This is a genomic window from Thermus caldilimi (assembly GCF_004684245.1).
Classification (GTDB): domain Bacteria; phylum Deinococcota; class Deinococci; order Deinococcales; family Thermaceae; genus Thermus; species Thermus caldilimi.
Genome location: NZ_CP038452.1, coordinates 2,402,859 through 2,424,839, shown reverse-complemented (window position 1 = coordinate 2,424,839; position 21,981 = coordinate 2,402,859). Strand labels below are relative to the sequence as shown.

The 21,981-nt window shown below is 64.9% G+C and carries 25 protein-coding genes and 1 tRNA gene; 15 read left to right on the top strand and 11 right to left on the bottom strand.

The window, feature by feature from the left end:
- Positions 1–2: 2 nt before the first annotated feature.
- A complete protein-coding gene (locus EBI04_RS12940) occupies positions 3–812 on the top strand; it encodes a HesA/MoeB/ThiF family protein (protein ID WP_135257800.1) in 810 nt (269 codons plus the stop codon).
- Positions 813–955: 143 nt separating this feature from the next.
- Here EBI04_RS12940 and EBI04_RS12935 read toward each other — a convergent pair whose 3' ends face one another.
- A complete protein-coding gene (locus EBI04_RS12935; RefSeq protein ID WP_135257799.1) occupies positions 956–2,089 on the bottom strand; it encodes a citrate synthase/methylcitrate synthase in 1,134 nt (377 codons plus the stop codon).
- An 80-nt stretch (positions 2,090–2,169) separates the two neighbouring features.
- Entirely contained in the window at positions 2,170–3,315 is a 1,146-nt protein-coding gene (locus tag EBI04_RS12930) for a class I SAM-dependent rRNA methyltransferase (RefSeq protein WP_135257798.1), read from the bottom strand.
- Positions 3,316–3,348: 33 nt separating this feature from the next.
- Here EBI04_RS12930 and sppA point away from each other — a divergent pair, with 33 nt between their 5' ends.
- Positions 3,349–4,281, top strand: a complete 933-nt coding sequence (gene sppA, locus EBI04_RS12925; protein WP_135257797.1) for a signal peptide peptidase SppA — start codon at positions 3,349–3,351, stop codon at positions 4,279–4,281.
- Positions 4,275–4,715, top strand: a complete 441-nt coding sequence (locus EBI04_RS12920) for an RDD family protein (RefSeq protein WP_135257796.1) — start codon at positions 4,275–4,277, stop codon at positions 4,713–4,715. Before sppA ends, EBI04_RS12920 begins: the two co-directional genes overlap by 7 nt.
- On the opposite strand, the gene EBI04_RS12915 is transcribed toward EBI04_RS12920, so the two are convergent.
- Positions 4,705–5,106: a metal-sulfur cluster assembly factor gene (locus EBI04_RS12915; protein ID WP_015716540.1), complete on the bottom strand. Its 402-nt coding sequence runs from the start codon at positions 5,104–5,106 to the stop codon at positions 4,705–4,707. The genes EBI04_RS12920 and EBI04_RS12915 overlap by 11 nt on opposite strands.
- Positions 5,107–5,340: 234 nt before the next feature.
- Here EBI04_RS12915 and EBI04_RS12910 point away from each other — a divergent pair, with 234 nt between their 5' ends.
- Positions 5,341–6,036: a TerC family protein gene (locus EBI04_RS12910; protein WP_135257795.1), complete on the top strand. Its 696-nt coding sequence runs from the start codon at positions 5,341–5,343 to the stop codon at positions 6,034–6,036.
- Here EBI04_RS12910 and EBI04_RS12905 read toward each other — a convergent pair.
- Positions 6,033–6,335, bottom strand: coding sequence for a P-II family nitrogen regulator (locus tag EBI04_RS12905; protein ID WP_015716536.1), 303 nt, complete (start codon positions 6,333–6,335; stop codon positions 6,033–6,035). The two genes, EBI04_RS12910 and EBI04_RS12905, sit on opposite strands and share 4 nt — an antisense overlap.
- A gap of 3 nt (positions 6,336–6,338) precedes the next feature.
- Positions 6,339–7,295: a sodium-dependent bicarbonate transport family permease gene (locus tag EBI04_RS12900; protein WP_135257794.1), complete on the bottom strand. Its 957-nt coding sequence runs from the start codon at positions 7,293–7,295 to the stop codon at positions 6,339–6,341.
- 47 nt (positions 7,296–7,342) lie between these two features.
- Here EBI04_RS12900 and purE point away from each other — a divergent pair, with 47 nt between their 5' ends.
- From purE to EBI04_RS12880, 4 genes are all read left to right on the top strand, one after another.
- Positions 7,343–7,837: a 5-(carboxyamino)imidazole ribonucleotide mutase gene (gene purE, locus EBI04_RS12895; protein WP_135257793.1), complete on the top strand. Its 495-nt coding sequence runs from the start codon at positions 7,343–7,345 to the stop codon at positions 7,835–7,837.
- A complete protein-coding gene (locus EBI04_RS12890; protein WP_135257792.1) occupies positions 7,834–8,937 on the top strand; it encodes a 5-(carboxyamino)imidazole ribonucleotide synthase in 1,104 nt (367 codons plus the stop codon). The genes purE and EBI04_RS12890 overlap by 4 nt, the downstream gene beginning before the upstream one ends.
- Positions 8,938–8,975: 38 nt before the next feature.
- Positions 8,976–10,112, top strand: a complete 1,137-nt coding sequence (locus tag EBI04_RS12885; RefSeq protein ID WP_135257791.1) for a phenylacetate--CoA ligase family protein — start codon at positions 8,976–8,978, stop codon at positions 10,110–10,112.
- A 263-nt stretch (positions 10,113–10,375) separates the two neighbouring features.
- The gene (locus EBI04_RS12880) at positions 10,376–11,302 is read left to right on the top strand and encodes a carbohydrate kinase family protein (protein ID WP_135257790.1); all 927 of its coding nucleotides are present in this window, start codon (positions 10,376–10,378) and stop codon (positions 11,300–11,302) included.
- Here the strand turns inward: EBI04_RS12880 and hisH are convergent.
- Genes hisH through EBI04_RS12860 form a run of 4 tightly spaced genes read right to left on the bottom strand, consistent with a single transcriptional unit; the run spans position 11,267 to position 14,445 of the window.
- Positions 11,267–11,863: an imidazole glycerol phosphate synthase subunit HisH gene (gene hisH, locus EBI04_RS12875; RefSeq protein ID WP_135257789.1), complete on the bottom strand. Its 597-nt coding sequence runs from the start codon at positions 11,861–11,863 to the stop codon at positions 11,267–11,269. The genes EBI04_RS12880 and hisH overlap by 36 nt on opposite strands.
- Positions 11,864–11,866: 3 nt before the next feature.
- Positions 11,867–12,451, bottom strand: a complete 585-nt coding sequence (gene hisB, locus EBI04_RS12870) for an imidazoleglycerol-phosphate dehydratase HisB (RefSeq protein ID WP_135257788.1) — start codon at positions 12,449–12,451, stop codon at positions 11,867–11,869.
- Positions 12,444–13,496: a pyridoxal phosphate-dependent aminotransferase gene (locus EBI04_RS12865; RefSeq protein ID WP_135257787.1), complete on the bottom strand. Its 1,053-nt coding sequence runs from the start codon at positions 13,494–13,496 to the stop codon at positions 12,444–12,446. Before EBI04_RS12865 ends, hisB begins: the two co-directional genes overlap by 8 nt.
- A 13-nt stretch (positions 13,497–13,509) precedes the next feature.
- Positions 13,510–14,445, bottom strand: coding sequence for a thiamine-phosphate kinase (locus EBI04_RS12860; protein ID WP_135257786.1), 936 nt, complete (start codon positions 14,443–14,445; stop codon positions 13,510–13,512).
- Between the two features lie 27 nt (positions 14,446–14,472).
- On the opposite strand from EBI04_RS12860, the gene EBI04_RS12855 reads away from it, so the two are divergent.
- The 4 genes from EBI04_RS12855 (at position 14,473) to EBI04_RS13680 (ending at position 19,124) form a co-directional block, all read left to right on the top strand.
- Positions 14,473–15,189, top strand: a complete 717-nt coding sequence (locus EBI04_RS12855; RefSeq protein ID WP_135257785.1) for a 2-phosphosulfolactate phosphatase — start codon at positions 14,473–14,475, stop codon at positions 15,187–15,189.
- Complete coding sequence (locus EBI04_RS12850) at positions 15,177–15,881, top strand: WecB/TagA/CpsF family glycosyltransferase (RefSeq protein WP_135257784.1); 705 nt, start codon at positions 15,177–15,179, stop codon at positions 15,879–15,881. The genes EBI04_RS12855 and EBI04_RS12850 overlap by 13 nt, the downstream gene beginning before the upstream one ends.
- Before the next feature lie 9 nt (positions 15,882–15,890).
- Positions 15,891–17,786, top strand: coding sequence for a tetratricopeptide repeat protein (locus EBI04_RS12845; RefSeq protein ID WP_135257783.1), 1,896 nt, complete (start codon positions 15,891–15,893; stop codon positions 17,784–17,786).
- A gap of 78 nt (positions 17,787–17,864) precedes the next feature.
- On the top strand, positions 17,865–19,124 hold the full coding sequence (locus tag EBI04_RS13680) for an ABC transporter (protein ID WP_240695322.1): 1,260 nt from the start codon (positions 17,865–17,867) through the stop codon (positions 19,122–19,124).
- 43 nt (positions 19,125–19,167) lie between these two features.
- Here the strand turns inward: EBI04_RS13680 and EBI04_RS12835 are convergent.
- Together EBI04_RS12835 and EBI04_RS12830 are read right to left on the bottom strand one after the other, a co-directional pair.
- Positions 19,168–19,243, bottom strand: a tRNA-Ala gene (locus EBI04_RS12835).
- Positions 19,244–19,280: 37 nt separating this feature from the next.
- Positions 19,281–19,643, bottom strand: coding sequence for a hypothetical protein (locus EBI04_RS12830; protein ID WP_135257782.1), 363 nt, complete (start codon positions 19,641–19,643; stop codon positions 19,281–19,283).
- Positions 19,644–19,705: 62 nt separating this feature from the next.
- Between EBI04_RS12830 and EBI04_RS12825 the strand changes: the two genes are divergently transcribed.
- Genes EBI04_RS12825 through rsmA form a run of 3 tightly spaced genes read left to right on the top strand, consistent with a single transcriptional unit; the run spans position 19,706 to position 21,901 of the window.
- On the top strand, positions 19,706–20,350 hold the full coding sequence (locus EBI04_RS12825; protein ID WP_135257781.1) for a Rad52/Rad22 family DNA repair protein: 645 nt from the start codon (positions 19,706–19,708) through the stop codon (positions 20,348–20,350).
- Positions 20,347–21,093 (top strand): metallophosphoesterase, encoded by a 747-nt coding sequence (locus tag EBI04_RS12820; RefSeq protein ID WP_135257780.1) that lies wholly within the window; start codon positions 20,347–20,349, stop codon positions 21,091–21,093. The genes EBI04_RS12825 and EBI04_RS12820 overlap by 4 nt, the downstream gene beginning before the upstream one ends.
- Positions 21,086–21,901: a 16S rRNA (adenine(1518)-N(6)/adenine(1519)-N(6))-dimethyltransferase RsmA gene (gene rsmA / locus EBI04_RS12815; RefSeq protein ID WP_135257779.1), complete on the top strand. Its 816-nt coding sequence runs from the start codon at positions 21,086–21,088 to the stop codon at positions 21,899–21,901. Before EBI04_RS12820 ends, rsmA begins: the two co-directional genes overlap by 8 nt.
- Positions 21,902–21,981 lie beyond the last annotated feature (80 nt).

Genomic DNA, 21,981 nt, shown 5'->3' with positions numbered 1-21,981 from the left:
GCATGTGGACCAAGGAGGAGTTGGACCGCTACCACCGCCAGATGATCCTGCCCCAGGTGGGGCCTGAAGGGCAGGAAAAGCTCAAGCGCGCCTCCGTGGTGGTGGTGGGGGCCGGGGGTCTGGGGGTGCCGGTTTTGCAGTACCTGGTAGCCGCCGGGGTGGGGCGGGTGGGCATCGTGGAGATGGACCGGGTGGAGCTATCCAACCTCCACCGCCAGGTGCTCTACGCCACGGAGGATGTGGGCAAACCCAAGGCCCTGGTGGCCAAAGAGCGCCTCTCAGCCCTGAATCCTCTGGTGCAGATCGACACCTATCCCGTGCGCCTCACCTCGGAAAACGCCCTGGAGATCCTGAGGCCCTATGACCTGGTGGTGGACGCCTCCGATAACTTCCCCACCCGCTACCTGGTGAACGACGCCTGCGTGTTCCTGGGAAAACCCCTTGTCTACGGGGCCATTTACCAGTTTGACGGCCAGGTGGCGGTCTTCCACCATCCCACCGCCCAAGGGGAAATGGGTCCCTGCTACCGCTGTCTCTTCCCCAAGCCCCCTCCTCCAGGGAGCGTCCCCTCCTGCGCCGAGGCCGGGGTCTACGGGGTATTGCCGGCAGCGGTGGGAAGCCTTATGGCGGCGGAGGCCCTCAAGGTGCTTTTGGGGATCGGGAAACCCCTGGCCGGGTTCCTACTCCTCTACGACGCCCTAGAAGCCCAGTTCCGCAAGCTCTCCCTGCGCCGCAACCCCACCTGCCCGGTCTGCGGGGACCACCCCACCCAGCGGGAACTCATCGATTACGAGGCCTTTTGCGGCCTTTAATACCACCCTGGCTTCGCCAGGGTGGGGACCCCGGTAGACCACTTGCCCGGGCTTCCCTCCTGGAACCCTTAGGGGTGCGGTAGGGTGGGAAAGAGCCTAAAAAAACCGGGGGTCTTGCCCCCGGCTTACCCATAGCCTCTCCCCTAAGCCCGAGCCTCCAAGGGCACGTAGGGCACATCCAGCGCCCCGATGTACTTGGCATCGGGGCGCAGAAGGCGGTTGTCCAGCGCCTTGTACTCCAGAATATGCCCCACCCAGCCCGCGATGCGGGCCACGGCGAAGATGGGGGTGAAGAACTCGAGGCCAAACCCCAGGTCGGAGTAGACCACCCCAGAGTAGAAGTCCACATTGGGGTAGATGCCCCTGGGGTTCAGGACCTTGCCCGCTTCCTCCTCCACGATCTTCAGGATCTGGTACTCGGTGGAATGCCCATGAGTTTCCGCCACGATGCGGGCCAGCTTTTCTAGGACCCCAGCCCTCGGGTCAAAGGCCTTGTACACCCGGTGGCCCATGCCCATGATGCGCTCCTTCTTGGCCAGCTTCTCCCGCACCCACTCCCGCGCCCTCTCAGGGGTGCCGATCTCTTGGATCATCTTCATCACCGCCTCGTTGGCTCCTCCGTGCCGGGGCCCCTTAAGGGAGGCCACGGCGGCGGTGATGGCCGAGTAGAGGTCGGTTTCCGTGGAGAAGGCGGCGATGGCGGTGAAGGTGCTGGCGTTGAAGCCGTGCTCGGCGTGCAGGATGAGGGCGGCGTCCATGAGGCGCTCCTGTTCCTTGGAGGGTTCTACTCCGTTCGCCATGTACAAGAAGTTGGCGGCGTGGGAGAGGTCCTCCCGGGGAGACAAGGGCTCCTTGCCCTCCCTAAGGCGCTTGTTGGCGGCCACGATGGTGGCGAACTTGGCGATGAGGTCTAGGCCCTTCTCGTAAAGGGCCTCCTGGGAGATGTCCCCCTCGGTGGGGTCCAGCATGCCCAGCTCAGAAACCGCCGTGCGCAGAAAGCTCATGGGATGGGCCGAGAGGGGATAGCGGCGGAAGGACTCTAGTAGATGTTCTGGTAAAGCCCGGCGCTTGACCAGGTCCAGTTTGAAGGCCTCGAGCTCTTCCCGTTTGGGGAGTCTCCCCTGTAGCAGGAGGAAGGCGGTTTCCTCAAAGGTGCTTTTCTCTGCCAGCTCCTGGATGGGGATCCCGTAGTAGTAGAGGCGGCCCGCCTCCCCGTCAATGAAGCACATCCGGCTTTCCGTGAAAAGCACGCCTTCCAAACCCCTTGCCACTTCCATACACGCCTCCTTTTTCGCACCTCAAGGGTGCTTCCTCGCTCATCATACCAAGCTGACCCGGCCCCAACGGATTATGGAGGCTACAGGGCATCCTCCTGCAGGATCAGGGTTTTGAGGTAAAGGCTTTCCGGCACGTGCAGGCTCCAGGGATGGTCTTTGGGCTGGTGGGTGAGGCCGTGCACCCGAAGGCGCATACCCCGGTCGGCGGCCGCCCTTCGCGCCACCTCCAAAAGGTCCTCCGTCTTGAGGTAATAGCTGCAGGTGGAAAGCCAGAGGTACCCCTCGGGAGCCAGAAGCCGCAAGGCCTCCCGCAGGAGGTCCACCAGATGCCGTTTCATAGGGGGAATCTCCTCAGGGCGCTTGACCAAGGTGGGTGGGTCCAGGAGGATGTGGTGGAAAGGCCCCTGGAGGTCGCTCAGCACCTCCAAAGCCTCCCCCTGGCGGACATCCACCCTAAGGCCCATCCTCAAGGCCACCTGGTCCAGGATGGAAAGGGCCTCGAGGTCCTTGTCCACCGCCAGGGCATAAGCTCCTCTTCGCGCCGCCCTTAGGGCGAAGCCCCCCACGTAGCTAAAGACATCCAAGACCCTATCCCCAGGGTGCACCATGCCCTCAAAAAGGCGGCGGTTTTCCCGCTGGTCTAAGTAAAACCCCGTCTTCTGGGCTAGGGCCAAGGGGATGGGGAAAACCAGGCCATCCTCCTCCACCGCCAAAACCTCGGGCACCTCCCCGTAGACCACCCCCACCCTCTCGGGAAGGCCTTCCTGCCTCCTGGCCTCCACGTCGCTCCGCTCGTAAACCCCCTTGGGGGCCGCTACCTCTAGGAGAGCAGGAAACCAGATCTCCCTCAAAGCCTCCATCCCCCGGGTGCGCACCTGGAGAACCAGAGTCTCTCCAAAACGGTCCACCACCAGCCCAGGAAGGCCATCCGCCTCTCCATGCACCAGGCGGTAGCTTTGACCCATCCCCTCCCGCTTTCCCAAGGCCCTTTGGAAGCGACGGATAAAGAAGGTGCGGTCCAAGGACCCCTTATCAAAGCGGTAAGCCCGGAAGGGAATGCGGGAACCCGGGTCCAGGTAGCCCACCGCCAAAAAACTTCCGTCGGCGGCCACCGCCTCCGCCACCCCTGCCTGCTTGGGAATCCCCTCCAGCTCGTCCCGGTAGAGGTTAGGGTAGAAGTTTCGAACCTTTTTTTCCTTTCCCGGCTTGACCACCACCCTCAGCACGGGCTCAGCATACCCTTGTGCTACCTTGGAACCATGAACCGAAAGCGTTGGCTCGCCCTCTTCCTCTTCGTGGTGGTGGCCCTCCTGGTGGTGGGCCTGGGGCGCCTCACCCAATCGCGGGAAACCGGCCATCCGTGGCGGGAAGCCACCTTGTATGGTCGGGGCGAAAAAGTCGTCCTCTTGGAGGTGGTAGGAAGCATCCCCATAGGGAAAGACCTCGAGGACCTCCTTTCCAAGATCCGCCAAGCCCGGGAGGACCGTACCATCCGGGCTGCGGTCCTCTTCGTGGATAGCCCTGGGGGTAGCGTCACCGAAACCGAGGCCATCCACCGCGCCCTGAAGGGCCTAGCCCAGGACAAGCCCCTGGTGGCTGCCTTCGGCACCGTGGCCGCCAGCGGCGGCTACTACGTGGCCACCACCGCACGGGAAATCTTTACCCCCGCTACAGCCATCACCGGCTCCATTGGGGTCATCGCCGCCCTTCCCCAGGTCCAGGGTTTACTGGCCAAGCTGGGCGTTCAAGTGGAAGTCCTTAAGGAAGGCCGGCTCAAGGATATGGGCTCCGGCCTCCGGCCCCTTACCCCGGAGGAGCGAACCCTCATCCAGGGCTACATGCGCGAGGCGTACGAGCTTTTCGTGGCCAGGGTTGCGGAGGGAAGGCACCTTCCCAAGGACAAGGTACGGCAGCTGGCCGATGGCCGCATCTACTCGGGAACCCAGGCCATCGCCCTCGGGCTTGCAGACCGGGAAGGCTACCTGGAAGACGCCGCTAAGCGCGCCGCGGAGCTGGCCGGTCTGGAGGAGTTCCGCCTGGTGCGCTATGTGAAACCTAAAGGCCTGCTGGACGGACTTCTGGGCGAGGGGTTTCCCCTGGGTCTCTCCTCGGAAACCGAGCAGCTAATTTCCCTGCTCGGCCAGAACCGGTTGCGCCTCGAGTACCGCTACCTGGGAGGAGGGTTATGGTGATCGCTAGCCCCTGGCGCAGGCTCATGGCCTCCCTTATTGACGGGCTCATCCTGGTTCCCCTGAGCTTCCTCCTAATGGCCCTGGCCGGGATAAACCCCCTGGCGCAAACCACCACCTTCGTCCAGGATCTCCTCTTCAACTGGATACCCAGCTGGGCCTACTACGTGATCTTCACCGCATTGTATGGGGCAACCCCGGGAAAGATGGCCCTGGGCCTCAAGGTGGTCCGCACGGACGGCCAGCCCGTGGACTGGCTCACCGCCTTTATGCGGGAGGTGGTAGGCAAGACCCTTTCCACCCTGCCCCTCCTCCTCGGCTACCTCTGGGCCTTCTTCCACCCCAAGCGCCAAGCCTGGCATGACCTCATCGCCGACACCCTGGTGGTGCGCCCAGGCCAGGCCCATGCACTACCAGTTAAGTCCTCTACACATTGAACCCGAACATGCGCATCATGCGCTTGCCTTCCTCGGTCATCCTGGCTGGGGTCCAGGGAGGGGTCCAGACGAACTCCACATTCACCCCCTGCACCCCGGGAAGGCGCATCACCGCCATTTCCGCATCCGCCTTCACCATATCCTGGGCGGGACAGCCGATGGCGGTAAGGGTCATGGTGAGGTCCACCACCCCGTTTTCGTGGATCTCCACATCGTAAACCAAGCCCAGGTCCACGATGTTGACGGGGATTTCCGGGTCGTAGACCACCTTCAGGGCCTCGAGGACCTGTTCCTTGGTGGGCAGACCCTCTTTGCCCCCCGCCTGGTTCGCATTCCCCTCTTGCAAGCCAGCCTGCCCCTCGGGCAAACCCTCGCGGTGCCTCTCGTCCATGCTTTACAGGATACCCCTTCTCCCAGCACCCCGCCCGCCCGGCCTCACCATCTCCCCAAAAGGCTTCCTGGTTCTGGCAAAAACGCCGCGGGTGTGGCATAATGTCCCCCGGTTGGGGAGTAGCCCCAAGGCCAGCCTTCCGTCAAGACGGGCGCGGACCCCGGGAGGCTGGGGGCAGAAAGCCCGGGCAAGACCACCGCTTAAGCGGTGGTCTTTATCTTTTGGGAGGTGTGCATGGAAACCAGTGCCCTCTCGGTGATCCTAATCCTGGTGGCCCTCGAGGTCATCCTTTCCGCGGACAACGCCCTGATCCTAGGGGTCATGGTGCAGAAGCTGCCCCACCACCTCAGGCGCAAAGCCCTGTTCTACGGCATCCTGGGGGCCTACGTCCTCCGGGGCCTCGCCCTCCTCTTCGCCGCCTTGGTGATCAAGCTGTGGTGGGTGCAGGTCCTGGGGGCGGCCTACCTCCTCTACATCGCCCTGAAGCACTTCCTGAAGCCGGAGGAAGCCCATGCCCCTCCTCCTTTGGAGGTAAGCGCCGCGGGGTTTTGGAAGGTGGTGGCCCAAGTGGAGCTCATGGACCTGGCCTTCGCCGTGGACTCGATCTTGGTGGCCGTGGCCCTTTCCGACAAGCTCTGGGTCATCTACACCGGGGTCTTCCTGGGGATCCTGGCCCTAAGGATGCTGGCCAGCCTGGTGGTGAACCTCCTGGACCGCTACCCGCGCTTCAAGGACCTAGCCTACGTGGTGGTGGGGCTTGCGGGGGTGAAGCTCCTGGTGGGCGGCTGGGACAAGCTCGCAAAGGAGGTTCTCCACAGCCCCCATCTGGCCGTGGGCCTGGACAAAGAGGCCTTCAGCCTCCTCATCCTGGCGGTGCTCCTTCTGGGAAGCCTCTGGGCCTTGCGCAAGCCCACAGCCCAGCCCTCCTAAATGTACTTCTCCCCCCGTACTACCCAGACGTTTTCCACATAGGCGATGACGGCGTAGTGGGGAAAGTAGGCCTCCTGCAAGCGGGCCAGGATTCTGAGGGCCACTTCCTCAGGAACGATGGTTTCCAGGCGAATATTCTGGCCCTCCCAGTCCAGGCTACGCATGCCCCGGGAACCCTCTCCCCTGGCAGGCACAATGGTGTACCCCTTGGCCCCCAGGCGCTTGATCTCCTCCACCAGCTTCTTCTCCAGGATGCTTTCCGCCACGATGGTGACCAGCTTCAAAGGCACCAGGTCCATGCCTCACCTCCCCATCCCCTGAGCCAAGGCGTAGTAGATGGGGATGCCTAGAACCAAGTTAAAAGGAAAAGTCAGCGCCAGGCTTGCCGCCAGATACAGGCTGGGGTTAGCCTCGGGCAGGGCGATGCGCACGGCAGCAGGAGCAGCGATGTAGCTACTGCTGGCTGCCATGGCCCCCAAGACGGTAGCCCCACCCACGGAAAACCCCACCAGGTGTCCCACATATACCCCTATGGCCCCGTGAAAGAGGGGAAGGAAGGTTCCGTAGAAGACCAGACGGAAGCCCACCTGCCTTAAGGTGGCGAACCTCGAGGCTGCCACCATCCCCAGGTCCATGAGGAAAAGGGTGAGGGCCCCGTAGAAGGGATCCACAAAAAAAGGCTTCACCCGTTCCATCCCCGCCTCGCCGGAAAGGGCCCCGATGAGAAGCCCACCCACCAGGAGGACCACGCTCTTCCCGGTGAGGACTTCCTGGAAGGCCTCCCCCAGGTTTCCACCCCCCCGCTTGGCCAAAAGCAGGGCCACCACGATACCGGGGACCTCCAAAAGGGCCACCAGGGTGGGCAAAAACCCCTCGGGCCGGTGGCCCACCGCTTGGGCAAAGGTGAGGGCTGCCAGGAAGGTCACCGCGGAAACCGAGCCGTAATGGGCGGCCAGGGCCCCCGCATCCACCCGGCTTAGGACCAAAAAGCGGCGGGCTAGAACATAACTGGAAAGGGGCCTAAAAAGCCCCAAACCCAGGGTGGCCAAAGCAGGTAGAAGCATGGTAGCCAGGGGCGTTTTGGAAAGCTCTACCCCACCCTTGAAGCCGATGGCGAAGAGGAGGTAAATGGACAGCGCCGTATACAAGGCCTCGGGGAAGGCCAGGTCGCTCTTGAGAAGCCGGGCCAAGACCCCCAGGGCGAAGGCCAGGACCATGGGGGAGAGGAGGTTGAGCCGAAGGAGCTCCAAGGCATCCATGGCCTGCCTTTTACCACAGGCGGGAGGGCTTGGTACAATCCGGTACGATGCGGCCTTTGGTGGGCGTGATCATGGGCTCCAAGTCCGACTGGGAAACCCTCCGTCATGCGGCAGAAACCCTGGAAACCCTAGGCATCCCCTACGAGGTGCGGGTGGTCTCCGCCCACCGCACCCCAGACCTCATGGCGGAATACGCCAAGACCGCCAAGGAGCGGGGGCTTATGGTGATCATCGCCGGAGCTGGCGGGGCTGCCCACCTTCCCGGCATGACCGCCGCCCACACCCCCTTGCCCGTGCTGGGGGTGCCGGTGGAAAGCAAGGCTTTAAAGGGCCTGGATTCCCTTCTTTCCATCGTGCAGATGCCCGCCGGTATCCCCGTGGGCACCCTGGCCATCGGCAAAGCGGGAGCGGTGAACGCCGCCCTCCTGGCCGCCAGCATCGTGGGGCTTTCCCACCCCGAGGTGATGGAGCGCCTTCAGGCCTACCGCCAGGCCCAGATGGAGGCTGTCTTAGCCCACCCCGACCCCCGGGAGGAAGGATGAGGATAGGCATCCTGGGCGGAGGCCAGCTGGGAAGGATGCTGGCCCTTTCGGGCTACCCCCTGGGGCTTTCCTTCCGCTTCCTGGACCCAAGCCCGGAGGCCTGCGCCGGGCAGGTGGGGGAGCTGGTGGTGGGGGATTTTCTGGACGAAGAGGCCCTCCGGCGCTTTGCCGAAGGGCTGGACCTGGTTACCTACGAGTTCGAAAACGTGCCGGTGGAGGCCGCCCGGTTCCTTGCGGCAGGGCTTCCCGTCCTCCCCCCACCCGGGGCCCTGGAGGTGGCCCAAGACCGCCTGGCGGAAAAGACCTTCATGCAAAGCCTGGGGATACCCACCCCTCCCTTTCGCCGGGTGGATGGCCTGGAGGACCTCAGGGAAGGCCTCGAGGCCCTGGGCTTCCCCGCCCTCTTCAAGACCCGCCGGGGCGGGTACGACGGCAAGGGGCAGGCCCTGGTGCGCTCGCTGGAGGAAGGGGAAGAGGCGTTCCGGGCCCTGGGGGGAGGAGGGTTGATCCTCGAGGGGTATGTTCCCTTCCAGCGGGAGCTTTCCATCCTGGGGGTGCGGAGCCGAACCGGGGAGGTGGCCTTCTATCCCTTGGTGGAAAACCGCCACCAGGGGGGTATCCTGCGCCTTTCCCTAGCCCCGGCCCCTGGAACCTCCCAAGCGTTGCAGGAGAAGGCAGAAGGTTATGCCCAGAAGGCCATGGAGGCCCTGGGATATGTGGGGGTTCTAGCTCTGGAACTTTTTCAAGTGGGGGAAGAACTCCTCTTCAACGAGATGGCCCCCCGGGTGCACAACTCCGGCCACTGGACCCTCGAGGGGGCCGAGACCAGCCAGTTCGAAAACCACCTCCGGGCCCTTTTGGGCCTCCCCTTGGGGAGCACCGCCCCTAGGGGCTATAGCGCCATGGCCAACCTCATTGGGGCGAAGGCCGACTTCGCCCAGGTCCTCGCCCTTCCCGGAGCCCATCTGCACTGGTACGGCAAGGCGGTACGCCCAGGGCGCAAGGTGGGCCACATCACCCTGCGGCGGGACGCCTGGGAGGACCTGGCCCGGGACCTTCCCCACCTCCTCACCTTGGCCCAGGCTCCCGAACCGGTATAATCCCCGTGTTCCCTGCGGGAGCGGTAAGGAGGCAGGCTATGGACCGGAACGCTCGGCTCAAAGAGGTGGTGTACGCGGCCAAGGAACACCCCGTCTACCGGGAGAAGTTCAAGGGAGTCCACCCGGAGGAGGTCACCCTGGAAAACCTAGGGCAGCTTCCCCTCACCACCCGCGAGGAATGGGTGGCTTACCTGAAGGAAAACCCCAGGCCCCCAGAAGGGGCAAGCCTCATGCACCTCACCCCAAGCCCCCTCATGGGTTGGATGCCCGAGTACCTCTCCCAGGACGACCTGCGCTACCAGACCGAGGCCTTGGCCGAACACTACCGCCGCCTGGGCCTCACCGGGAAGAAGGTGCTGGTGGCCTTCAGCTACCACGTTTTCGCCGGGGGGTGGCTTTTCCACCAGGCCCTCTGGCGCGCCGGGAACCTGGTCTTCCCCCACGGGCCCGGGGAGGCCAGCCGCATCGCCGAGATCGGCCATACCTATGGCTTTGAGGTGCTGGTCACCAATCCCTCCTTCGCCCTCAAGGTGGGCCAGGCGGGGGGGCGCTTCGCCCTCCTCCTGGCCGGAGGGGAGCCCTTCACCTCCGTCCCCGGCTTCCGGGAAAAGGTGGAAGCCCTTTTGGGGTGTACCGCCCTGGACGCCTACGGCACCAGCGAGCTCGGGATCGTGGCCGGGGAACGCCTGGAAAAGGACGGGCTCTGGGAAATCCCCGAGATGGCGGTTTTGGAGGTCCTGGACCCGGAAACCCTGAAGCCTGTGCCTGACGGGGAAAAGGGAGAACTGGTGGTGACGGCCCTAAGCCGCACCCTCATGCCCATGGTGCGTTTCCGCACCGGGGACCTGGCCGTGGCCGAAAGGCGGGAAGGACTCACCGTTTTGCCCAGGGGGGTCTTTGGCCGCACCGACCAGATGGTGAAGGTGAAGGGGGTAAAACTCTACCCCACGGAGCTCGCCCCCCTCCTGGGCGGATTCGGCCTGGACCCCAGGGGCTTCCAGGTGGTGGTGGAAAGGAAGCTGGAGGGCACGGACAAGCTGGTTCTCCGGCTCAAGGCGGAGAAGGTGCCGGCAGGGCTTTTGGAGGCCGTCCAGAAGGCCACGGGCCTAAAGGTGGACGAGGTGGAGCTGGTGGGGGAGCTGGAAGGCGGCCTGCTGGTGGACCGTCGCTTCTAAACTACCCCACCTTAGCTTCCGCCAAGGTGGGGGCCCTGGTAATCCCACCCCACCCGAGCTACGCCCATGTGGGGGTCCCGGTGTGTCCCTCCCCTAGGCCACGTCCTCAGGCACCCCTGGAGGGAACGAGCAAGGGCACAAGGCCATCCTGGTGAGTTTATTTGTTATATTCTTCTCATAACCCCAGGGTATACTCCCCCCAAAGCAACGGGGCCCTTGCGTTATAGTAAGGGCAAACCCTGTGTCTTGTGGAAGGAGGCAAGATGCGGTTTTTCGTGGTGGGCGACGTGTCTGTGGACCTGCTCTTCTTCGTGGAGCGCATACCGGAGCCGGGGGAGGAGGTTCCTTCCCGCCGTGCCCTGATGAAACCGGGGGGCGCCGGGGCCACCCTGGCGGCGCAGCTTTCCAGCCTGGGCCACCGGGTCTACCTGGCTGGCCGGGTGGGGCAGGACCCCTTCGCTGAACTGGCCCTTTCCCAGGTGCGGGAGGTGGGGGTGGACCTGAGGCACCTTCAGGAGGACCCCGACCACACCACCAGCTCCGTGCTGATCCTTCTGGTGCCAGGGGGGGAAAGGGCCATGGTGAGCGCCGAGGGGGCCAGCCGTTACCTGGATCCCTCCCTCTTCAAGCCCCGCTTCCTGGACCAAGCGGACGCCGTGGTCCTCTCCGCCTACGCCCTGGTGGGAGGCCCTAGCCGGAGCTACGCGGTGGAGGTCTTGGAGGCCGCCAGGAAGCGGGAGATGCCCATCTTCGCCGACCTGGGGACCGGGGCGGTGCGGGCGGCGGGCAGGGAGCTTTTAAGGTACCTGCGGGGTGTAAGCTGGCTTCTCATGAACCAAACGGAGCTTCTGGCCCTGACGGCGGCCTCCTCCCTCTCCGAGGGGGTGACCCGCCTTCGGGAAAAGGGCTTCCACCACCTGGCCATCAAGGTGGGGGCCATGGGGTCCATCGTGGTCACCCCGGAAGGAGAGGAGCTCCTCGAGCCCTTCCCCGTGGAGGACATCGTGGATTCCACGGGATCCGGAGACGCCTATACCGCTGCCTTCGCCCACGCCATCCTGAGCGGGAAAAGCCCCCTGGAGGCGGGCAGGCTCGCCAACCTGGCCGGGGCCCTAGCCGCCACCGCCATCGGCGCCCAGGGCAGGCTCATCCGGCTAGAGGACCTGGAAGTAGCGGTGGGCCAGGGCTAAAAAGGCCAGGCCCGCCTTCCCGCTTTTTTCCGGGTGGAACTGGGGGGCCAAGAGGTTTTCCTTGGCCAGGAGGGCGGTAAAGGGGGTGCCCCCATACTCCCCCCGGCCCAAGGAGTACGGGGTAAGGGGGCCGTAGTAGGAGTTGGCGAAGTAGAAGTGCCGTTCCGAAAGGGTAGAGAAGGCACCCTGGAAGCGCACCCGGTTCCAGCCCATCTGGGGCACGCGGCCTTGGGTAAAGCGCCGCACCACCCCCTCCACCAGGCCCAGCCCCCTGACCCCGGGGGCTTCCTCGCTTTCCTGGTACAGGACCTGCATGCCCACGCAGATGCCCAGGAAGGGAAGGCCTCTTTCCAGGTGGGCCAGGACCCGGTCCACGAAACCGCTATTGCGGAAGGCCTGCATCACCTGGCCGAAGTGGCCCTGGCCGGGAAGGACCAGGAGGCTGGCCTCGAGGTGCGCCCGGGGGTCCGAGGAGACGGTAACCTCAAAGCCGGCAACCCCTAACGCCTTGGCGGCGCTCCGGAGGTTTCCCGAGCCGTAGTCGATGAGGAGGGCCTTCATGCCCTAGAGCACCCCCTTGGTGCTGGGAAGCCCCTCCCCCGTGAGGCGGGTAGCCCGGTGGAGGGCCCGGGCCAGGGCCTTGAAGCTGGCCTCCACCACATGGTGCACCTCCCTGCCGGAAAGAAGCCGAAGGTGCAGGGTGAGGCGGCCGTGGTTGACGAGCCCCCTTAGGAACTCCCGGAGGTGGTAGTGGTTCACCCCGCCCGCCTCCCCCACCACGGGCCACTCCTCTGGGCGGTACTCCAGGTGGGGCCTTCCCGAGAGGTCCAAGACGCAAAGCACCAGGGTTTCGTCCATGGGGGCAAAGGCCTCGGCGTAGCGTTCCACGCCCCTTCCCTCCCCCAAAGCCTCCCTTAAAGCCTGGCCCAGGGTGATGCCCACATCCTCCACCAAGTGGTGCACGTCCACCTCGAGGTCCCCCCTGGCCTCCACCTCCAGGAGAAGACGCCCGTGGCGCTGGAGCTGCAGGAGCATATGGTCCAGGAAGGGAAGGCCCGTGGCCACCTTACCCCCAGGGGGCCCATCCAAGCCTAGGTGCACCCACACCCAGGTTTCTGCGGTTGCCCGCTCCACAGAAGCCTCACGCATAGGCCACCTCAAAAGCCGCCTTCAGAAAGGCGTCCATCTCCTCCTTGGAGCCCACCGTGACCCGGATGCACCCCGAAAGGCCTGGGTAGTGGTCCTGCCTGCGCACCAGTATCCCCTGGGCGAGAAGGTGGTGAAAGGCCTTCTCGGCATCCGGGGTCCGCACCAACAGGAAGTTGATGTGGCTCCTGTAGGGCCGCCAGGTGGGATGGTCCCCAAGCCTTGCGTAAACCCGCTCCCGCTCGGCCCGCACGTGGGCCGCCACCGCCTCCACATAGCCGGGGTTTTCCAGGACCACCTCCAGGATGGTCCCGGTGTGGGCGGGAAGGACAAAGGGAGGAAGCACCTCGCGGACAAGGGCAGCCACCTCTGGCGAGGCCAACAAATAACCCGCCCGCACCCCTCCCAGGGAGAAGGCCTTGGAAAAGGTGCGCAAGAAGGCCACATGGGGGTTTCCCCGCCCTAAGGGGCTAAAGTCTGTGCCCGCAAACTCCCGGTAGGCCTCGTCCACCACCAGTAGCCCCTCCACCTCCTTGGCCCTCTCGGCCAAGGCCCAAAGGGCTTCCTCGGGGAAAAGGGCCCCCGTGGGGGCGTGGGGGTTGGGCAGGAAGAAGACCCCGCCCTGGAAGGCGGAAAGAAGCTCCTCCAAAGGCAAAGCGAACCCTTCCTCCCCGGCCTCCAAGGGTAGGGCCCGGTAAGGGGTTCCCGTCACCCGGGCGGCATGGGCGTAGTGGGGAAAGGAGGGGCTTACATCCAAAACCTCCTCCGCCGCCACCGCCAGGGCCAGGATGAGGAGGTTGGAACCCGGCGCCAGGACGATGCCCTCCTCCGGCCATCCCACCCGGGCGGCAAGCCTTTGCCGCAGGGCCTCGGCGTGGATCTCCGGGTACCGGTTCCAGGAAAGGTGGGCCAGGCGCCTCAGGGCCTCCGCTTTCAGGGCCTGGGGAAGATCAAAAGGGCTTTCGTTCTGGTCCAGCTTCACCGGGGCCTCCACCTTCTTGTAGGGGTAGGGGGAGATTCCCCGGAGGTGCGCCTTAAAGGCCCGCATGGGTCAAGTATAGCTAGAAGTGGGCGTAACCCCGCCGCTTTACGGGTGCACCCAGGAAGTACACTCCCTCCCCCTCGGACACCTGTCCGGCGCAAAAAAGGGGAAGCCCCGCCTCCTTCGCCCGGGCCAGGACCTGGGCCTCCCGCTCCGGGGGAACCGCCAGCACCGCCTCAAACTCCTCTCCCCCATAAAGGACCAGCTCCCGGGCCTCGTCCTCATCCCCGGCGAAGGCCAGCACATCGGGGTAAAGGGGAAGGGCCTCGAGGTCCACCCGCACCCCCTGTTCCGAAAGTTGCCACAGGGTTTCCGCCAGGCCATCCGAGGAGTCCAGGCTACCCCGGAGAAGTTCCCTTAGGCTTAAAAGCTCCAGCCGAGGCAGGGGATAAAAAGCCGCCTCCCGGATCCTCGGGTAGGCCCCCAGGTCCCTTTCCTGGTAGTGGGCCCGTATGGCCGCCCCCGTCCTGCCCCAACGGTCCCCGGCCAGGTAGAGGAGGTCCCCCGGTAGAGCCCTGCGGGGCAAGGGGGCCTCCGCCTGGGCAAAGCCGGAAACCGTAAGGGCCACCTCTGGCCCAGCGTTGGTATCGCCCCCCAGGAGAGGAGCCTGAAGCCGCCTCGCCGCCTCCGCCGCACCCTCCACCAGATTTAGGACGAAGGGCTCCTCGAGGTCCGGGGGCAGAAAGAGCCCCAGGGTAAACCCCAAAGGCCTCCCCATCTTGGCGATGAGGTCCGAGGCGGTGGCCGCCACCCCCCTAAACCCCACCTCAAAGGGCCCCATCCCCGAGAGGGCCACTTCCCGGTAAAGGAAGCCATCCGTCTTCAAAAGCCAGGCCACCTCCCCTACCCAGACCCCCCCGGCATCGTCCCCGGGAGGCAAGGGGGCCGCCGACGGGTAACCGATGGGGGCCAGCTTCCCAAGAAGCGCCCGCTCGCCTAAGTCCTTAAGCCGCATACGCCCAGGCTAGGGTATCATGGCGGGGTGTGCCGGGTTGACCTTTGCCTCACGCCAGCCCAGGGCCCCCTGGTCCTGGTGGAGGTCCTCCCCGCAGGCAGCCTCCTCACCCTGCTCCTGGCCCAGGGAGCCTCGGAGGTCTGGGTAGCCCCAGGGCCCAAGGTGGCCCGCCTTCTGGCCCGGGAGCTGGGAGGTGAGGTCCTCCTTTTGGGCGAGGTGGAAGGCTTTCCTCCCGAGGGCTTCCACGGCCGGCTTTCCCTGGTGGACCTGGAAAGCACCCCTGTGGCGGGGAAAAAGGCTGTCCTGGTGGCTCCCCTCCTCAACGCAAGCCTCCTAGCCGGGGAGGAAGAGGTGTACGTGGCGGGGTTTCGCAACGCCAAGGCGGTCTTGGAAACCCTTCGTGGTCTAGAGGGGCTGGTGTTCCGGCCCTCCGGGGCCCCGGACCCCCTGCTCTCGGCGGTGGTGGCGGCCGGGTTCTTGCAAAAGCGCCTTGCCCCTGATGCCCCCACCACCCTGGCCACCGCCCTCCTCAAGGCCTTCCCCGACCCCCAGGAAGCCCTCTTCCAGAGCGCGGAAGGCCAGGCCCTCCACCGCCAGGGGCGCACCGAGGAGCTGGCGCGGGCCAGCCTCATCGGGGTGGATCCGGTGGTGCCCAGGCTCGCGGGGGTGCGCTTCTTCTCCAAGGTGGAGTTCGGCCTAACCCAGGACCGCTACGCCCAGAGGTTTGTGGCATGGGACGGGTAGAACTCCTGGGCCTTCCCCTGGACCCTGTGGGGATGGAGGAAGCCTTGGCCCGGGTCCGGGGCTTCCTCGAGGAGGAAGGCACCCACCAGGTGGTCACCCTGAACCCGGAGATCGCCGTGCGGGCCCAGGAGGACCAAGCCCTCAGGCAAGCCATCCTCGAGGCGGAGCTGGTAACCCCGGACGGGGTGGGCATCCTCTGGGCGGCCAAAAGGCTTTTGGGCCTGGAGCTCAAGGAGCGGGTCACCGGGGTGGACCTCACCCTGGCCCTACTCCGCCGCTTTCCCGGCATCCGGGTTTACCTCCTTGGGGGGAAGCCCGGGGTGGCCGAGCGGGCCGCGGCCGAGGCCAGAAGGCTGGGGGCAGAGGTGGTGGGTTTCCATCACGGTTACTTCCAGGAGGAGGAAAAGGTGGTGGAGGAGATCCGGCAAAAGGCCCCCGACCTCCTCCTGGTGGGCATGGGGGAAAGGCAGGAGTCCTTCATTCACCGGCACAAACCCCACCTGAGGGCCAAGGTGGCCATCGGGGTAGGGGGTACCCTGGACGTGCTGGCCGGCGAGGCCAAACGCCCCCCGGCCTGGGCGCAAAGGCTCGGCCTGGAATGGCTTCTCCGGGTGGGTCTGGACCCTAAGCGCTGGAAAAGGGCTCCCAGGCTTTTCCGCTTCGCTTATATGGTTCTTAGGGAAAGGCGCTAGAATGCGTCCATGGTGACTCCAAGGCGCTTCCTTGCCCTCCTCCTGCTTCTGGGGCTCGGCCTAGCCCAAGGGCTGGTCCTGCCCTTTGAAGGCCCCGAAGGCTTCCGCCTGGCCCAGGCCTTCGCCCAGGGCCTCGAGGCCCCTCCCCCCACCCTCCTGGCCCTTCTTCTTCCCGACCTGCCCTGGCGGGGCAGCTACGACCTGGCCGGGGGGCTTTACACCCAGGCCGGGGCCCGGCTGGCCCAGGCGGCCTCGGGAGCGGAATGGGTTCTTGTGGGCAAGGAAGAGGAGAAGGGCTTAAGGCTTCTGCTGGCCCGCAAGGATGGGGTCAAGGAGGGGCTATTCGCCAACCCGGGCCTGGCCTGGCTCTGGCTTCAGGGGGAGGGTCTAGCGCCGAAGTACAGCTCCCTACCCCACCCCACCCTCTCCGAGGAGGAGCTAAGGGCCTTGGCCCACGGGGAAAACCCGGATCCCCTCCACCAATCGGCCCTGGACCTTAAGGAGGGGCGGGGAAGCGGGCTTTTAGAGGGAATTCTCCCGGAACGGCTCCTGCTTCTCTGGCAAGGGAGGCTCCCCCCCGCCTACCAGGCCTTCTCGCTTCTTTCCCAAGGCAAGCGGGAAGAGGCCCGCAGCCTGGCGGAAGCCCTCCTGAAAGGAGATATTCTGGAAAGAACCGCCGCGGAGCTGGTCTTTAGGACCCTCGAGGACTCCCGCTGGAAGGAAGCGGCCCGCGCCCTCGCCCAAGCCTTCCCCGAACTGCCCCTGGCCTGGGAGGAGGTGAGCTTCGCCGCCTTCTCCGAAGGAAAAGGGGAAGAGGCCAGGGATGCCCTGCTCAAAGCCCTCAGGCTCAGACCGGATTACTGGCTTTACTGGACCAACCTGGGCTGGGCCTCCTACCTCACGGGCGACCTGCCCCGGGCCATCCTGGCCTCCAAGCGGGCCGTGGCCTTAAGGCCCAACGCCACCGCCTACTACAATCTGGGGCTTTTGAAGGTCATCTACGGGGACTACCTGGGGGCCAAGGCCGCCTACGACCGGGCTTTAAGGCTGGACGAGGGCGAGGACTTCCCCGAGGCCTTAAAGGACCTGGAAGGGCGAACTGAGCCCCTGGCCCTCTTCTTCCGGGCCTACGTGTCCGAACGGGCAGGGCTTCCGGCCCGAGGGCTGTACCAAGCCTTTGTGGAAACCCACCCTCGGCATCCCCTGGCCCCGGCGGCGAAGAGGGCCCTGAACCAGAAGGAAGAAAGGCCCGTTCTGGAGGTGAAGAAGCTCTCCCTAATCCCCGGGGACCTGGAGGCCCGGCCCTTCCATGCCGGGGAAGCGGTTTTCCCGGAGGTGAGGCTGAGCGCCCACCCCTACCTCCAGCGCGGGGAGCTGGAAACCCTCCTCTACAAGGAAGGTGCCCTTTTATCCCAGGAGAAGAAACCCCTGGGCTTCCCACCCCTCACCAGCGCCCTGGAGGAGGTGGCCCCCGCCGTCACCCTGCCCGAGCCGGGAAGGTATGTGCTGGAGGTGCGTTATGGCGAGACCCAAGCCGTGATTCCCCTGGAGGTGGGACAAGAAAGCCTGGCGCGGAAGCTCTATGCCCTGGGCCTCGAGGTGCGGGACCTGGATGGCACCCTGCTCCTCAATCCTAAAGAGGCCCTGGGTTCCGATGGGGACCGTCTCCTCCTGGAAAGGACCCTGGAGGCCCTAAGGCAAGCCGCCCCCCTAGCCGCGGGAAGCCGCTTCACCGCTCCCCTCACCCAGGGGCCTTACGCCGGGAAAAGCGTGCAGGACCTACTGAAAAACCCCACCCCGGAAATGGTGCAGGCCTTCTTCCGGGCAGTGCTGGAAGCCCCGGAACTCCTGGCGGAGAACGATGTGGTGAACGCCCTGGTGGGCTGGCTCCTCCAAGGCCAGTAACGCTGTAACGCCTCGGTAACGCCTCTTCGGGTTTACCCTAATCCTGGTCTCATTAGACCGGATTGGAGGCGTATTCCCATGGGCATTTCTCGGCATCGGCGTTTGGGCATTGTGGCGTTGGTGGCGGCGTTGGGCGCTTGTTCCAGCCCCCAAGGGGTCAACCCCAACATGGTGGTTCCAGGGCCTCGGGACGACGCCGGGGGCGATCCCGCCCAGGCTTGCGGCCAGGTCCTCGAGGCCCCCCTGGGCAAGGTGGGGAACCTCTTGGTCTGGAATACCCAGGACACCCTCTTCGTGCGGCTCTCCGGGATTTCACCCTGGCAACTTACGGAAAGCCACGCCCATGCAGGCACCGCCGCCCCAGGCAACTGGTGGACCTTCCCCGCCCAGGCGGTTCACGATCCCTACGTAGCCACTTTCACCTACGCCTTCGCGTTGGCGGACCTTGGGGTTAGCCCCGGGGACACCCTGCACGTGGCCGGCCACGCCTTCCTCATGACCCCCAGCTACCGCTTTGCCGAAGCTCAAGGCCAGGTGGAGTTCGTGGTCCAGCGCTGCGGGAACGTGCCGCCCCAGCCGGGGAAGGATATCGTGGTCTTCAACGACATCAACCCCTTTGACGACACGGGCATGGCCAACCCTAACAACCAGCTCATGGTGAAGAACCTGGTGGTCTACACCACGGCAGGACCCCGGAATGACGGCACCAAGGTCCTCTTTGACCGAGGGCGGCAGTCAAGGTGCGGGGGCACGGGAGAGTGCAGCGACCCCAGCCTGACCACCATGCGCAGCGTCATCCAAGCCCAGGGCTTTTCCATAGAGGAGCTCAACTCCACCCAGGAGTCCATCACCGCCATCGCCCCCGAGGTGAAGGTCATCTTCCTCTGGAATCCTAGGGAAACCTTCACCAACGCCGAGATAAACGTCCTCAAGGCTTTCGCCGCAGAAGGGGGGCGCGTGGTCTTCATCGGGGAGTGGCAGGGTTACTACGACGCCATCACCTTGGAAAACGACTTCCTGGGCAAGATGGGCGCGGTGATGACCAACATCGGCGAAGCGGTAGACTGCGGCTATAACACCCTGCCCGGCACCTCGCTTCGTCCCCACCAGATCACACAGGGCATGACCGACGTCACCATCGCCTGCTCCTCGGTGTTGGTGCCAGGGCCCAACGACTACCCCCTCTACTACGACTCCACCAATACCCGGGTACTCTCCGCCGTGGCCACCATTGACACAACTCCCTTGCCCTTGGGCTTTGTCCAGCCGGCCCGGGTCATGGTCTCCCCCCAGAGCCTGCACCCCCTCTTGAACCCAAGCTCGGCCACCGGCTACTAGGAAGCGCCAAGGAAAAACCTCCCGCCTGGGCGGGAGGTTTTTCTGGTGGAGCCGACGGGACTCGAACCCGTGACCTCCTGAGTGCGATTCAGGCGCGCTCCCAGCTGCGCCACGGCCCCACGCGCCCTTTAGGGTAGCAAGGGGCCTAGGCCTTGTCTAGTCCCCTTCCCTGAGCCGGACCTCCACCCGGCCCTTCTTGTCCTTCACGGAAAGCTTGGCCTTGGCCTTACCCTTCTTGTACTCCGCCTTCCACTCGTCCTTCTTCACCTCGTACTTCACCCGCACCCAACCCCGGCGGCGGAGATCCGCATCGTGGTAGCGGAAAATGGCCTCCGCTTGGGAGTAGCGGTAGACCACCAAGAGCCCTTGGGGCTCCGGGAGGCGCTCCACCACCACCGCCTGGGGAAAGAGGTTGAAGGAGAGGGTGGCGGTGATGCGGAGTTCCAAGGGGTTGCTGGGACTCACCTCGAGGGCCCAGGCCAAAAGCAAGAGGGGGAGTATCCCGAATAACCTGCGCATGTCCTTAGCCTAACCCAGCTTTCCCCTTAACCCTTAAACGCCACCTAAAGTAGACTTTAGGTATGGACGAAGTCTGGCAAAAACTCTCCGAGCCCTTTCCCCCTGGGGAGGTGCAGTGGCGCATCGAGGCCCTCTCCCGGGATAAAAAACGCGCCCTGGTGGTTCCCTATGTGGATGCCCGTACCGTTTTGGACCGCCTGGACCGGGCGGTGGGTCCTGAGGGGTGGCAGGATGCCTACGAGGTTCTGGCCGACGCCGAGCGCACGGTGAGGGATGAGCGGGGGGAGCGGCGCGAACGCCTGGTGGAGGTGAAGTGCCGCCTCACGATCCTGGGGGTAACCAAGGAGGACGTGGGGGAAGGGGATTCCCTGAAGGCCGCCTTTTCCGACGCCCTGAAAAGGGCCGCGGTGAAGTTCGGCGTGGGTCGTTACCTCTACCGCCTGGAAAAGCAATGGGTGGACTATGACCCGGAGAAGGGGCGCTTCACCCCACCCAAGCTACCCGAGTCTTCCCCCCTCGAGGAGGAGGGCCTCGGAGAGGAGAAGCCCGAGGCCTACCGGCTCATCGATCAGCTTCTGGAAAGGCTTAAGGAAAAGGGCCTGGGCAAGGAGGCCGCCAAGATCGTCAACAAGTACGCCGGTTACGGCAAAACCCCCGAGGAAACCAAGCGGCTTTACGGGGAGCTCCGGGCCCTCCTCAAGGGATGAGGATCGTCGCTGTCGGGGATCTCCACGCCAACTTCCCCGCCCTTTGGCGCATCCTGAAGGCAGAGGGCCTGGCGGATGCTGGGCTTAGGCCCACGGAAGAACTCCTTTCGGGAAAGACCCACGTGGTCCTCCTCGGGGACTTGATCCACCCCAAGACCCCCAAGGACTACGAACGCCTGACGGGGCTTAGCCCCTTCGATCCCCTGGACCCCGACCACTTGCGCCTGGCGGCAGGGGCCCAGATCCGGGAGCTCGTCCGGCTCAAGGCCTTTCAGGAGGCTGCCCAGGGAAAGGTGACCATCCTCCTGGGCAACCACGAGGAGGCAGCGCTCAAGGGAGAACCCATCCTGGGCAACCGGCACCTCAAGCACCTGGAGTTCCACCCTGAACACGGGGGGCGCCCCCTTCCCGAGGCCTTAAGGGCCTGGATAGCGGGCTTCCCCCGGGAGATGGTCTTGCACGGGGTACACTTCGCCCACGTGGGGCCGGTCCCCTGGCTCCAGGAGTACGACGAACTCTTCTACGCCCAGTCAGAGCCTAAGACCTGGTGGTTCCGCACCCCCGACTACGTGGAGCGGATGGGGTATCGCTATGGCGTCTATGGCCACGTGCCCATGAAGGGGGGCATCCTCCTCAAAGAGCGCTTCGCCCTCATCGACGCCTTGGACCTGGGGCAGTATCTGGTGCTCTACCCCGAGGAGGAGCCCCTACACCCCGTCATCAAGCGGCTTTCCCATGCTTAAGCTCACCTCCCCCAAAGCGGTGCGGGAACTTCTCCTGCGCCACGGCCTCCATGCCGACAAGCGGTTTGGGCAAAACTTCCTGGTCTCGGAAGGCCACCTCAAGCGGATCGTGGAGGTGGCGAAGCCCTTCACCGCCCCTGTCTACGAGGTGGGACCGGGCCTGGGGGTACTCACCCGGGCCATGGCGGAAGCCGGGGCGGAGGTCACGGCCATCGAAAAGGACGAGCGCCTGAGGCCCGTGCTGGAGGAAGCCCTGAAAGGCTTGCCCGTGCGCCTGGTCTTTGAAGATGCCCTGCGCTACCCGTGGGAGGAGGTGCCCGAGGGAAGCCTTCTGGTGGCCAACCTCCCCTACAACATCGCCACCCCCCTCGTCACCCGCCTCCTGCAGACGGGCCGTTTCCAGCGTCTGGTCTTTCTGGTGCAAAAGGAGGTGGCCGAGCGCATGGTGGCCCGGCCCAATACCCCTTCCTACGGCCTCCTCTCCCTGCGGGTGGCCTACCACGCCCAGGCGGAGAAACTCTTTGACCTGCCCCCTGGGGCCTTCTTTCCCCCGCCCAAGGTGGTGAGCAGTCTGGTGCGCCTCACCCCCAGGAAGGTGCAGAACGATCCGGTCCTTTTCCAGCTCCTCGAGGCCGCCTTTTCCAAGCGGCGCAAGACCCTGAAAAACGCCCTCACCGCCGCCGGATACCCCAAGGAAAAGGTGGAGGAGGCCCTTAGAAGACTGGGCCTTCCCCCGGACGTCCGTGCGGAGGCTTTGGATTTATCCCATTTCCAGAGGCTCAAGGACCTTCTCTACACCAAAGTGTAGCGTCTTGGCTGTCGATAATCAAACGGCTTACACCGATTAGCCTCCCCTTCGGTGTAGTCCACCCCTATTGTCCCGCACCT

Bases quoted from the DNA above. Each gene is read 5' to 3' on its own strand.
- EBI04_RS12940 (WP_135257800.1), top strand. From the start codon at position 3: ATGTGGACCAAGGAGGAGTTGGACCGCTACCACCGCCAGATGATCCTG.
- EBI04_RS12935 (WP_135257799.1), bottom strand. From the start codon at position 2,089: ATGGAAGTGGCAAGGGGTTTGGAAGGCGTGCTTTTCACGGAAAGCCGG.
- sppA (WP_135257797.1), top strand. From the start codon at position 3,349: ATGAACCGAAAGCGTTGGCTCGCCCTCTTCCTCTTCGTGGTGGTGGCC.
- EBI04_RS12920 (WP_135257796.1), top strand. From the start codon at position 4,275: ATGGTGATCGCTAGCCCCTGGCGCAGGCTCATGGCCTCCCTTATTGAC.
- EBI04_RS12915 (WP_015716540.1), bottom strand. From the start codon at position 5,106: ATGGACGAGAGGCACCGCGAGGGTTTGCCCGAGGGGCAGGCTGGCTTG.
- EBI04_RS12910 (WP_135257795.1), top strand. From the start codon at position 5,341: ATGGAAACCAGTGCCCTCTCGGTGATCCTAATCCTGGTGGCCCTCGAG.
- EBI04_RS12905 (WP_015716536.1), bottom strand. From the start codon at position 6,335: ATGGACCTGGTGCCTTTGAAGCTGGTCACCATCGTGGCGGAAAGCATC.
- EBI04_RS12900 (WP_135257794.1), bottom strand. From the start codon at position 7,295: ATGGATGCCTTGGAGCTCCTTCGGCTCAACCTCCTCTCCCCCATGGTC.
- purE (WP_135257793.1), top strand. From the start codon at position 7,343: ATGCGGCCTTTGGTGGGCGTGATCATGGGCTCCAAGTCCGACTGGGAA.
- EBI04_RS12890 (WP_135257792.1), top strand. From the start codon at position 7,834: ATGAGGATAGGCATCCTGGGCGGAGGCCAGCTGGGAAGGATGCTGGCC.
- EBI04_RS12885 (WP_135257791.1), top strand. From the start codon at position 8,976: ATGGACCGGAACGCTCGGCTCAAAGAGGTGGTGTACGCGGCCAAGGAA.
- EBI04_RS12880 (WP_135257790.1), top strand. From the start codon at position 10,376: ATGCGGTTTTTCGTGGTGGGCGACGTGTCTGTGGACCTGCTCTTCTTC.
- hisH (WP_135257789.1), bottom strand. From the start codon at position 11,863: ATGAAGGCCCTCCTCATCGACTACGGCTCGGGAAACCTCCGGAGCGCC.
- hisB (WP_135257788.1), bottom strand. From the start codon at position 12,451: ATGCGTGAGGCTTCTGTGGAGCGGGCAACCGCAGAAACCTGGGTGTGG.
- EBI04_RS12865 (WP_135257787.1), bottom strand. From the start codon at position 13,496: ATGCGGGCCTTTAAGGCGCACCTCCGGGGAATCTCCCCCTACCCCTAC.
- EBI04_RS12860 (WP_135257786.1), bottom strand. From the start codon at position 14,445: ATGCGGCTTAAGGACTTAGGCGAGCGGGCGCTTCTTGGGAAGCTGGCC.
- EBI04_RS12850 (WP_135257784.1), top strand. From the start codon at position 15,177: ATGGGACGGGTAGAACTCCTGGGCCTTCCCCTGGACCCTGTGGGGATG.
- EBI04_RS12845 (WP_135257783.1), top strand. From the start codon at position 15,891: ATGGTGACTCCAAGGCGCTTCCTTGCCCTCCTCCTGCTTCTGGGGCTC.
- EBI04_RS13680 (WP_240695322.1), top strand. From the start codon at position 17,865: ATGGGCATTTCTCGGCATCGGCGTTTGGGCATTGTGGCGTTGGTGGCG.
- EBI04_RS12830 (WP_135257782.1), bottom strand. From the start codon at position 19,643: ATGCGCAGGTTATTCGGGATACTCCCCCTCTTGCTTTTGGCCTGGGCC.
- EBI04_RS12825 (WP_135257781.1), top strand. From the start codon at position 19,706: ATGGACGAAGTCTGGCAAAAACTCTCCGAGCCCTTTCCCCCTGGGGAG.
- EBI04_RS12820 (WP_135257780.1), top strand. From the start codon at position 20,347: ATGAGGATCGTCGCTGTCGGGGATCTCCACGCCAACTTCCCCGCCCTT.
- rsmA (WP_135257779.1), top strand. From the start codon at position 21,086: ATGCTTAAGCTCACCTCCCCCAAAGCGGTGCGGGAACTTCTCCTGCGC.